The sequence below is a fragment of the Opitutales bacterium genome, from assembly GCA_013215165.1.
Classification (GTDB): Bacteria; Verrucomicrobiota; Verrucomicrobiia; order Opitutales; family JABSRG01; genus JABSRG01.
The window spans coordinates 1-12921 of sequence record JABSRG010000005.1; the positions used below are offsets into that span (position 1 = coordinate 1).

General features: G+C 52.5%; 5 protein-coding genes. All 5 read right to left on the reverse strand.

The window, feature by feature from the left end; translation table 11 throughout:
* Positions 1–3874, reverse strand: a 3874-nt coding sequence (locus tag HRU10_01150) for an IPT/TIG domain-containing protein (GenBank protein ID NRA25838.1), incomplete at its 3' end; no start/stop codon positions are given.
* Positions 3875–3913: 39 nt separating this feature from the next.
* On the reverse strand, positions 3914–5749 hold the full coding sequence (locus HRU10_01155) for an Ig-like domain-containing protein (protein NRA25839.1): 1836 nt from the start codon (positions 5747–5749) through the stop codon (positions 3914–3916).
* A gap of 6 nt (positions 5750–5755) precedes the next feature.
* A complete protein-coding gene (locus HRU10_01160) occupies positions 5756–11731 on the reverse strand; it encodes a hypothetical protein (GenBank protein NRA25840.1) in 5976 nt (1991 codons plus the stop codon).
* A gap of 218 nt (positions 11732–11949) precedes the next feature.
* Entirely contained in the window at positions 11950–12699 is a 750-nt protein-coding gene (locus tag HRU10_01165) for a hypothetical protein (GenBank protein ID NRA25841.1), read from the reverse strand.
* 21 nt (positions 12700–12720) lie between these two features.
* Positions 12721–12912, reverse strand: coding sequence for a hypothetical protein (locus HRU10_01170; GenBank protein NRA25842.1), 192 nt, complete (start codon positions 12910–12912; stop codon positions 12721–12723).
* Positions 12913–12921: the final 9 nt, after the last annotated feature.

The following is a 12921-nucleotide window of genomic DNA, read 5'->3' on the forward strand; positions in this document are numbered from 1 at the left end:
CATCGAGGACATAGATCAAGTTCCCCTCACCATCGAGAGATGGAACGGTATCCCCCGATAGATTTACTTCTGTCTCAAACAGGTCGAACACCTCGATCAACACAAAACCTGGATCATCGTAGAGTTGATCAGGGGCGAGCAGCGGTAAGCGTTCCGTGTCAAAAGCGACGATAGCGAAACGGCCAGCGGCAAACTCGGTGTAGGCAATGTCACGCGGTATGAGCGGGAGCGGAAGATTGATCTGGTCCAGTATAAGATCGGTATCTTCGCGCACGGAGGTGGGATCTTCGGGGTCTTCGAGCAGAGTCGTCACCTCCCGAGGTAAACGCACGAGTGCAACCGAACTAGATACCGAGCCAGATTCTAACTCCCCGAGATTTTGAGCATCCGTAGCGATGCCTTCGGGATCACTGCTGAGATCACTGCTATCAATAGCCACAAACAAAACATCACCGTCCGCTGCAAGCGCACTGGGGAAGCCCGGTGCCAGTTCCCGCGTGGGATCAAAGCTTAAAGGGGGGGTGGGGTTAATGAGACTGTCAAAATCGGAATGGTTGGCCAAAAAGAAACGCTCAACAAATTGACTGTATAGGAAGCCATCTTGGAGGAAAGCCGACCGTGCCCCATCCGCTGAATAAACGGATATATCGACAAAGCCAAACAGAGCTCGCGGGGGAACGACACAACGGATGCGTGTGGGGCTGAGGACAGTCACCTCCAAGGCTGGGGTCGGCCCGAAAAAACAGGTCGCTCCTGGCATAAAGCCTTCGCCTATTATCTCGACGACATCGCCTCCATCCAGTGAGCCCACGGCAGGAGTCACCAAGGCGATAGACAACTCATTGAGATAGACGAAGGCACCGTGAATAATGCGATAAGCACCGCCGTCACTTATGATCTCTAGAGCAGCCGTGCCCGCTCCATTACGCGGTGTAAGCACAACGATCTCAGTATCGCTCGCAGATACGATCTCGGCGAGAACGCCACCGATGTAGACCGTGGGATCATCCGAAAAGCCAGAGCCAGTAATGGTAACCGTGTCTCCACCAGCTAAGTCAAGATAGCGGTCTGCTCCAGGGGCCTCCGCGTTCTCGATCTCGGCCACAAACGGATCTGATTGCAACTCGGCCTGCCCAGTTAGAAATACTGAACGATACACGCGTCCTAGCGCTCGTTGAGACAGCGCTAATACACTCGAGGAAATTTCCAGTGTATACACTGCATTGGGCTCCAATAAATCTATAGGATCGACGATTAAGCGGTTCCCATCGGCAAACACATTAACCGGAACCAAACTGCCCCCGCCCGTATCATTTTTCAGCAGGGAAATGTTTGATGCGTTCAACCCAGATATTGATAAACTATCCACAGCCTCACTGAACTCGATGGTGATGTCACTGCCGGTTCCCACGCCGCTCGCATATCCGCCCGGTTGAACCGCATCCACACTCAACACCTGCTGCGGGATGATTTGGACCCCGCCCAAACCGACCGGTATGGCAAAACTACCAGCGGTATGAGTAATCCCATATCCAGGCCCCCGTAAGTTCGCGTTCAATAACACGGCAGGCTCATCCGAGGGATCGGATAAGTCGCCGAGATCAATCAACTGCAGGAGGTCTTTAGCAAACGCCCCCTCAAATTCGGGCGTCTCTACGTCGAGGTCCCGTAATACATCGAGAGAAATCACCACGAGACTCCCCTTTACAAAGACCGAACGGACCCCACCGTTCCGAAAATCTGGCCGTGCCAATTCATAATTCAGTTCTCTTACCACCACGGGTTGAGCCGGATTCGAAACGTCGACCACTAATAAGGTGTTCTGGAAAGCGACGCGGTCATCAAGAACATCCAAGCCAAGGAATGCATAGTCATCCTGAACCTCGATGGAGACAATGGCACCCGGAGCGGTGAACGGTTGCCCCTCTAAATTAATCAATCCGTCCTGGTTGACCTGTGGGTTATCTGGCTGACTGATATCGTAAATCAGCAATCCCGCAGCGCCCGACGCGGCAAACAGAAACTGATCGTCGACAACTACATCTCGGAAATCACCGCCACCCGACACCGAAAAACCGGAGTCATCTAGAACAGTCTCTGTAGTCAAGATTTGGTCGCTCAATACCGGGTTCTCAGGCCGCGAGACATCATAGAAAATGAGCCCAAACTCACCATTGCCCACGATGGCCATATCTCCCTCGGTTGTGATCGAATGCACGCCGGCACTGGGGAAAGAAATCTGCCCCACAAATTCCAGCGCAAAAGGCAAGGAGAGATCGAGCACCGTAAGATGACCTAGAGCAGCTTCCTCGTCATAACCGATTATGTAGGCGTAATTGCGATGAATGGTAAAAGCATGGGCGCCTTCAAACAGGATGTCTTCGGGAAGCGTTTCTCGATCCGACAAGCGGTCATGCAAGAGGTATCCCTCCCCTAGCCTACGCAGGTTATGCATGCCCGAGGTGGCATCGTAGACATCAAGCCTCCACCCATCTCCAAAGTCCGACAAATGATAGAGGAATCCACCCTCTGCTTCCGCGTGCAGCACATTACCCGGAATGATCGTGTTGGGGCTCAATTCTAACTCCGGTGTCAGGATCTGCGTCGTACCCATACCGACCTCGATAGCCACCGTCTCAGACTCAGCTGTGTTACCACTAAAGTCTTCGGCAACGGCAAAAAACTCGAAAATCTCTCCGGCACTTCCGCTCGGAACGAGATAATCAAACCCAAAGGGTGCCCAGGCATTATCAACAGCGGGAGATGCGTCGGTGTAGAGCAGATCCGGCTCAGCGGCCGACCCCAAATCCCGGAAGAAACTCACCGTCTGAACGCCAGCCAGATCCAAAGCCCGTCCAGAGAAGGCAGACGCCTCATTTTCAGATAAAATATCTCCAGTCACAGGACTTAGCAAATCAACCACTGGGCTGGTAGTATCCTCAAGTTGACCCACTGTGACCGTCTCAGACCGCGCGCTCTGGCCCTTAAAATCGTAAGCAACCGCATAAATCTCAAACACATTACGCTCAGCATCTGCCGGCGTGGTAAAGAACGCCTCAAAGATATCCTCATCGTAAAAAGAGTTTTCCGATGCATTCAGCGGTAACCGCACAGTCGCCGCACGGGTCTCATTCACAAAAAATTCCACACGGTTGATCGCCAAATCGTCGATAGCATTCGCCTGAAATCTCAGCGATTGCCCCGAGAATACTAAACTGCCCTCAATCGGGCGACGCATCTCAACATAAGGAGGCTGATCTGGGATGATACTGTAAGTCAGAGTCTGCGCCGCCTGCTGACCTGCCGAATCGAAGGCATGGACGGTTAATGAGGCCACCTCTCCAGGATTCTCTCCCACGTTATACTGTGCGGTGTAAGGGGCCACCAGGTCGCTACCAACAGTCTGTCCGTCGACTAAAAATTCCACCCGAGCCACATCCACGTCGTCCTCGACCGAAGCGGTGAGCGTAACGAGCGTGTTTTCCGTAATCTCCGCACCGTCTTCAGGTGTGATGGCCGTAATCAAAGGAGGATTATCCGCATCGACGGTTACGGTGATCGATGCGGTCGCCTCATTACTTGGGAACGCCGTATCTTTAGCGCGTGCAAAAAACGTCACAGGAACGCCCACCCTGTCAGCATCGAAGGTGTAAGAGACTTCATAAGGCGGTGCGACGACCACTTGAATGAGCTCCGATTGAACGGTGCTTTCACCTTCTGGAAGAAATTCGGCGTAAAACTCTACAGAGCCGATAGACACATTATCCGTCGCTTGGGCAGCGATTCTGAAAGGCAAGCCTGCCGTAAAAGCCGAGCCATCGAGCGGAGCTATTATCTCAACTTGAGGCGGTTCATCATCCGCAATGATGACCACCTGATGTTGATCCGCTAAAGTACTTTGACCGGAAGAATCCTATGCTATAGCGCCCAGAATCAACGTATCACCTACCCGATCGAAGGGCACATTCCAGAATACCTCGAAGGGCGCGGTCAAGTCAGTGGCGATCGGCTGACCGTCGACCGTAAATGTCACAGAGCGCACTTCAATATCATCTCCCGCGGACGCCTGGATGAGCAGATCCATCCCCTCGAAGATCGCCTGACCGTTAACTGGATTAGACAGTGAAATCGAAGGCGGAAAATCGGTCCTGCTGTAAATCGTAACCGCAGGCTCATGAGTAACCTGGCCTCCCGAGTCCACCGCCGATGCCGCGATCTTCAACACGCCGCGTTCATCGCTGGTCTCCGGAATCGTAAAGCTGAATCCATACGGTGCAATGGTGTCGATGAAGGGCTCAATATCCGGGAATGGGAGCCCATCATCATCCACGACCGTAAAGACAACGCGATCCACACTGAGATCGTCTGTAGCCACTGCTTGCACACCCAGAAAAGCTCCCTGAGGCACAAACGACCCTGGTTCAGGCTGAAGGATATCCAAGGTAGGCGGTTCATCTTCAACGATATAAAATCCAACAACTCCACGCGTTTGCTGGCCATTTATATCTAACACCTCAATTCCAAAAAATCGCTCTCCGAGAGTCTCCGGCAGGCGCAAAGTCAGTTCGTATAGCGGGGTATCGATGACATTCACAGTGCCTGGCAAAGCATCGATGGGCTCGATATCCGACTCGCTTAAAAATGGGATGCCACCACTGAAATCAAGCTCCGTGCCTGAGCCTGAAACACTCACATCACTCCACACCGCGATCCGTTCCACTGCGGCATCATCCGCAGCACGCAGATTAAAGTCGACCAGCGCACCGGCGATATAGGATTGGCCTGCTACAGGTTCTCCGAGTGTGAATTGTGGCTTTTGTGTATCTTCGATCACGAGAACTTCATGGAAGTACAATCCGACATTTCCCTGATTGTCGGTGATCCGAAGACCGATTTCGACGGTTTGACCCGAAGCAAAAACGCCGACCGGCACCTGGAAATCGGTTTCAAGCAAAACCAAATCATAAGGCCCATACGCATTATCCGCAGCTCCAGGAAGGAAATCGATGCCCCTCCATCCCATAGCTTGCATGCCCGACTCGACACGGCTGTCAAAATAGGCAAGTTCTCCGTTCGAATCGAAGCCCACGACGCCAAAACCCCCATCAATCGTATCTAATATCTTTCCATCAACGAGGAATTCGACCTGAACCACCTGTGAATTATCTCGGACAAGCGCTGACAAAGATAGATACCGTAGCCCCTCAGGGATCACCTGCCCCGGTGCTGGAGCGATCACAATCCCCTCCGGCGCCGCATCGGATACTAATCGCACAATGAAAAAGCGCGTCGTCGCCTGCCCAATCGAGTCTGTGGCTGCTATCTCAAAACGGTAGGTCCCCAGCGGCAGATTAGTTGTTTCCCAACGATAGACGCTATCAACAAAGAAATCGTAGCCTTCCGCTTCCTCGCCATTGATGGAAATCGATACGGCTGCCACCGCGAGATCATCAGAAGCCTGAATCGGTATGCTCACTGCGTTTCCTCGAAGAATCTCGATTCCCAAAACGGAATTAACCGCATCCACAGGGATGCTTACTCCGGCATAGAGTAGCTGATCCGCCGAGATCTCAGGATAAGCGTTCTCACCGATGGCCACAGAGAAATTGCTACGGCCCACTTGCCCTAACACATCCTCAGCCTCGATATCAAGAATCCAGGTTTGACCCGCAGCACTGCCGGGAATCGCAAAAGTAAAGGGCTGAAAGAGCGAGGTCGTATCCAGATCGGGCGTACCTTCGAGGATCACTGAGCCCTAAAGCGTCACTGTATAGGCGCTAATGCCGGTGAGATCATCAATCTCCAGGTCGAGTTCAACTCGCTCTCCTTCGATCGCCGAGAAAAGCGATCCTGATATCTGTTCTCCATTTGAGAAGACCGCAATCTCGGGCTCTTGCTCAGGCATAACTGTTAGGCTGAGGGGCCCTGGTCTACCCTCATGGCTCTGTGGTCCGCTATCAAAAGCAATAAAAGCGAGCGACTGCTCCAATGGCTCAGAAATCTGGGGAGTCGACAGTGGATCAAACTCGTAGACAAACCCACCCGGTGTGTCCGAGCCGTCTATCGACTGAGCCCTCACCCGACTGCCGTCAGAAAAAATGAATGACCCGATCGGTCCGGATTCCGCGTCTTGGGAAAATAGCAGCCGAATCTCTGAAAGGGTAAATGCGGACTCGTCTAAATCATCACTGAAGACCAGAGCGACCTCGTCTCCATGAGCATAGCTGGTAAGATCAATCGCAATGGGCGCAAGCAGTGAAAAACTCCCCGCTTCGATTCCATTCTGAAACAGAATCAGCCGTGTATTCTCGTGAGCGGGGTCGCCAGGCAGCGCCCAATCGACCGCCACCGTGAGCGTCGTGTCGTCCGAGCGCATTAAGCCGCCATTCAGGGCGAGGACTGCAGCACCTGGCGTTGAAAAATCCCAAGACGAGACTACATCGCCAGATCCTCCCGAAGTGGTGAGTTCAAGCCCATTGAGCAGGCGTAGTTGTGCTGTATCGTCGAGCGTAAATGCCAGCTCACTGGAATTGGTATCAACGTGTGACAACGGCAGATCGCTTTCGATAAAGACGACCGATTGTATGCCCGTGTCATCAGTTACCACCACGGAGGGCACGTACGACGCCTCACTTAAAATCACTGAATCGTCCTCTGGAAATGCGTTCGTCAATACTGGCGCATTATCCTCAATCGGTGCCAGAGCCGGTGGCAGCACCGTAAAATTAACCGGGAGCGCACGCCCAATGTTTCCCGCAAGATCCTCTGCACTCACTTCGATGCGGAATTCAGTCTCCTCAAGCACCTCGGGAATCATATATGGGTAGACGTAGAGCTCATCGCCTTCGGAGAGCACGACCACACTGCCTGCATTTTCATCCCGCAAAGTTACCTGAACTAACAAATCCTCGGGAGTATCGAGATTGTCCAGGAGTTCCAAGCTTACCTCGATTTCGGCGCCTTCAGTCGCATAAAATACTTCCCCCTCGACCGGACTCAATACTTCCAAAAAAGGGGGCAAGCGATCCGGTACTACATCGAGAAAGACCGAAGCAGCCCGCCCGACATTTCCATTAATATCGATGGCCTCGACAACAAGTTCGATACGAGAATTGATCTCTGGCGAGCGAGATAAACCCCGCAAATCGACGTCCATACTCAGCGCATAGGAACAGATGACATTCTGAATAAGGCTTCCGAACCCATTAGGATCGGGCACGAAGAAGGTGCGGGTTTCGGGGACGATTTCCTGGGGATCCAGGTTTAGCTCCACCAGAAACTCGTCTTCGACCCAAACGTTGATGCTCTCAATGAGGCGATTGTCTTGCGCCTCGATTTCAAGCGATAGCTGCTCCGCCTTCAACACATCGGTGCCAGATATGGGGGCAGAAACGCTGACAATCGGAGTTTCATCATCCGCAATCACCCGTACAGGCACCCGAGTCGTGCGTACCTGGCCGACACTGTCTGTGACTTCAAAACGAAGATACCCCACTCCATCGGCATGATGTGGCTGCCACAAAACGTTGTCTGCATTTGGGAGCGGCGGGACTACAATTGCGTCTAAAAGTTGAAGTTGCCCAAATTCATCGGCCAATCCGTTGATCGCTGCTTGATCGGTGATAGAAACTTCAAACCGCTCCCCGACTTCCCAACTGCTGACACGGATACTCGATATTCCAAGATCGTCGCGAAGCACGGCACCAATAGGTAGGGTCTCTCCAGCATAAACAGGGCGGAATTCAACGGGCTCCACGATCTCAATATGCGGGAAAGCATCTCGCAAGACAGTGATCGCAACCTCCGCTTCACCCACCTGTGCCTTATGATCAAACGCCCGAGCTGTGAGCTCGAAAATCGTGGAGTCTTCAAATCCATCAACAAGCGACTCAGCATACTGAACAAGATCAAAGCGCTGGTCGGAAACCGGAGTAACTATGGGCTCTGCCCACAGCGTCTCATTCAGAATAGCTGCTAATTCCGCAGGCTCCTCTACAGATGAACGATGCTCGTCAAAGTCTCCAGCTGCACGATAGTAACGAATAGAGATCTCACCCGTGGCAAGCTCGGCAAAGACCAAAGCTGGATACGCGACAGGATCAGAGATTTCTCCAAAGTCCGCCAACCCGGCATAGGCTTCTAGGTGATAATCGTCCAAAGGGACGAGCACAGGCTGCCAAGAATCAACTGCTTCAAAAACACGTCCAAAGGCATCTGAATTGAAATCTTCCTGAGCGTCCAACCAAGTGCTGCCACCATCGATCGAAAATTCCACGGACTGGGCATCGATAGCGACATTATCCCGCACACTGACTGAGAGTGGATACTCCACTCCCTCGACTAATTGGTCGCCCGCGCGCGGAGATAAAAACTGTAATTCGGGACCTTCTGTGTCCGGTTGAACCCGCAGCTCGAAGTCAAAACTCGCCGCCGTCGGTGTTGCACGAGGGAACTCTCCCTCGGCGATCAGCGTGTATTGAAGATTGGTCGCATCGACCACCGCGGGAACGGTGTAGGCAAATTGATACGGAGCGCCATCAGTATCTGAGAAAATCTCAATGCCCTCACTATCTAGTAAGCGCACGCGATCCACGAGCGCATTTTCGGGAACCACCGCAAGGAAATCGATTACGATACCCTCAAAAACATCAAAATAGGGCAAGCCCGCTTCTCCCTCACTCAAGCGCGGATAGCTCAGAGCGATATCCAGCGGTGCTATGACGTCCTCTCGAAAAGTGAGGCTCACTGCAGCACTACGCGCCGCATTGCCTGAGGAGTCTACTGCCTGCACGAAAAAATCCAGCGCCTCTCCATCTTCCACAAAACCTGCCTCCAGCAGTGTCGACATAGCCGCCAAGAACGAACCATCTTCATTAGATGAGATTTCTTCCGCGCCCAAATTTGCCAGCGGCTCACCCGGCGCACCCGACTCGTAGACTGTGAGCGAATCTAGTCCGATATTATCGAAACCCGTCACCAAAAACCCAATCAGCGCAGTACCTGTCTCGTCTATCTGAACAATAGTGTTATGAGCAGGCTCGGCAATGACTACGGAGGGCGGAATGGTGTCCGACGTGACCCATACCTCGACCTCATCCGTCCCCACTAAACCATCAGAATCTGAAACACTTGCGACGATACTCATACGAGACCCTGCCAGTTCAGTTGGAATTGGATACTCTATACTTGAGGAACCTAACGTGACGCGCTCACCATTCACAAAGTACTGGATATCCCCCGATCTGATGGCCCCGTCATCTAAGACGCTCACCTCGATGGGTAGAGATGTTCCAGCAACCCAACTTGAAGCGTCGACCGGGGAGATGAATTCAATTTGTGGCACCTGATTCGGTTGAACAACCACTTCGATATTCTCTGTGGACACCAACCCATGATAATCTGTTACATCTAAACGCGCCTCAAAACGAGACCCAGTGGGCGATTCCGGAATAGGCACCAAAAACTCGAACTGTTCCGTTCCTGCAGAAAAGAGTCCGTTCCTCAATGCAAACAATCCAGGCTTAGACTCCTGCCTAAGCACAACACTGTCTCCGGGATTTTGCAGGTCTACAATCTCCAGAACGAGTTCGCTCCCATACACAATCAGATCGTCGGTCACACTGATCTGGAAGGAATTCAAGTCGCCGCTCCGCACAGCTCCAAGATTTGCTGGGTTCACAAAACTAATTATCGGCGGCGCATTGGCCCGAGCTTCAAGCCCGATACTCTCCGAGTAAAACTGCCTCTCTCCCTTAGTTCCGACTGCGCTGACAATCATACCACGCCCTGCCAGGTTTTCAGGGATGACGTATGAGACCCGATAAGAAAATTCTTCTGCGATAGCCTCCTCTCCCTCCTCGTTTTGATATACGATTGGCTGAGCATACCGAGTAGATCCAATCGAGCTTCCATTAATAAAAAACTCCACCGAATCGTAGGCACCATCGGAAGCGCTTAGGGTAAAATCCAATAAAGAACCCACGACAAAAGACGCGCCTTCCGCGATCAGCGTAACATCGGTGCTGTAGCCCGACCGCCCCTCTTCCAGTAGCGTACGGATAAAGGCTGCATCATCATCTTGGGTGTAAATGCTGAGCGATTGTCCAACACCCTCCCCATTTCCAAGAGGCTTGATCAGTAAGTCCAAGGGTTCAGAAGCGCCCGATACCCCATCAAAATCGGTCGCCACCGCAATGATACGGATGTAGGAATCGGCCCGATTTGCCGGAGCTTCCAGCAACACAGAAAACGGGGCCTCACTGTCGGTATAGACAACCACCCCATCCACCAAAAACGAGACCGAAGCCACGTTTTCAGACCCTCCATCATCCTCGACTGAGGCGTAGACAGTAAACGATGCCTCTTCAAACAGGTGGCGCGCGCCCGCAGTCAATTCGACGGTGGGGGGGCCATTGTCCACAATCACCTCAAACACAAGCTCCTCAAAATCCACGAGACGATTCCTCACTGTAACAGTGGTCGAACCGGCACTGAGACCTACGAGCACACCATTTGCGTCGACAGAAACAATGGCGTCGTCCCCAACCGTGTAGACAGTTCCAAAGCTTGGATTGCTCATCAGGAGTTCGTCAGGCCCACTCCAGGGGTCAAACTCTCCCACTACCTGTAGCTGAATTGGCGACCCTACTGAGTCTACGGCCAAGACGCCTTCGAATAATTCATTACGCAGAGAAAGACGGTTCAAATTCGTCTCGTCGCCCACCGAAACGGCTATAGTCCGTTCAATGCCTGCATAGGACACAACAAGCTCTGCCACTCCGGGAAGCAGGCCATAGATCGTCTCGTTTTCACCTACGACTGCGATGGTCTCATCGAGAGAACGAAGGGTGACACCATCAGACTCAAACAGACTTACTCCATAGCTACCCCCATCCGAGCCGCCGTCAAAAACCCCAACAATACCCAGTCTCCGATTTGCCCCAAAACCAGCCAAAGGCGCGGATGCCTCTAAGCCATCTTCAATGAAATCGACCTGAATATCTAACAGATCGGCAGGAAAGACATCCGAAACCCGCCACACATCTGAGTCCGTGTGCACATGACCTAATTGATCCCTGGCTGTTACCTGGAGATAAAGCAGTCCCTCTGATTGCGGAACGACACCGTTCCTCACTCCAAAAGATGCTGCAAAGCTTTGAGATATACCCGTCTCAGACGACACCTCAATCCCATCGGCTGAGCTAATCTGCTTCGAGTAAACTTCGAGGAATGAGTTCACCTCATCAATCCGTCCACCAGCATTGAGCAGTTGTCCAGGAAGTGTGCCGAGGAGCGCAATCTCGAGATCGGCCAATCCAACCTCGCCATCTGCAATCACCACAGACGGGGCGTAGCTAGCGAGTTGAGGCAGGTAGCGCACATCCATGGAGGCGATACGTGGAGCAGAATCAGGATGGAGAAAATAAAAGCGCTGAGTGGCCACATCACCCCCCGACTGTATTACCAATTCGAAGCGGAGTAACAGGGGCTTACCCGACTCTATCGAAAGTCCGCCGAGATCGAAATCCGCAAAATTATTGACCTCACCCCCTTCAGGAGAATGCAGCGTAGTACTCTCCAAACTCGTGACGCGCGTCCACAAGCGCTCGCCTCGTGCCGACACGTGGGATACGGCAAACGCATCCAAATATTCGGAAAGATCCCAATGCAACACATCCACATCGACCGATTGTAGCGATGCGCCCTCATCAAGCGAAAAAAAGTAATCCACCCTCAAGGGTCCACCGTCTCCCTCGGATGGAATGGTGACCTCGACTGAATCAAGCGCCGCGCCAGAGAGTCCTATCGCCCAAAAAAAGGCTAAGCACAACGCCCATCTACGATGGCGAATTTGGAGGAAAAAATAATGCAAAGGATACAACACCTGACAACACATAGCTACAGCGGTAAAACGCACAACGGGGGAGAAAGAGAGAGATGTATATGGGGTTAGAATCCTTGATCAGCACCCACGCCGAACTGACCCATATACACGTCACCACGGCGTGTCAGACCGTTTACAATGAGATCTCCCTCAATCACCGTAGCACCCTTCACATGCAGCGCTGCGGATTCGACTGTATCTTCGGTGCCCTCTCCGACAACTAATGTCCCTGACGCTTCCACCTTAACGACCTCGGTAGCACTGTCCCCCGGAACCGTCAATGTGGTGACCTCGGGGACTACAGGCGAGAGATCGACTGTGTCAAAAGATCCGTCTTCGTAGTTGAAAAACAAGGTATTGCCGACGAGTGACAGAGTGTCCGCTGCGATGAGTTCATTTGGATTCAGGTCCAGGCGTTTCCAAGCAGTTCCGTTATAGGCCTCGAAATAAATGTTTTGAGGGTCCGTATCATTGAAGCGAATAACACCTGCTACCTCCAGACCAGAGCCACTGCCTAAGGTAAGTCCGTTCGCGGCGACTAGACTAGTAACACTCACGGATCCTGAGAGGTTCACATTTCCTAGTGAATCACTGACGACCAAAGACTCGCCTGCAGTTGTGTCCACTCCTACGGCAGAAGTGATATCTACACTTCCCGCTAATACCGTGCCATCTGGGAGAATGAGCGACGTGGCGGTGAGTTCACCGTTCACAGTGAGGTCACTCTCAATAAGGAGTGAATCTGCGTGAGTCGTAAGCGTCCAGCCGAGCAGAGTTGCCAAAAGGATTCGAGGAGGATTCAGGGATGTGTTCATGGAGGATACTAGAAAACGAGATTAAGCAGGATCGGTATCGGTGCTCTTTTTATGAGCGGCCTGCCGGCGCACCCTTAGTGAGGCACCGATGACCATCACGAAGGTCACAATCCCGACGCTCGAAACCTGAATTAAGGTGCCGCTTGTTGGCTCGTCGGCCAGAAGCGATGCGGGTGCAGCCAAGACTAAAGACGTGATTACGCTGTATTTCATGATGTTCTT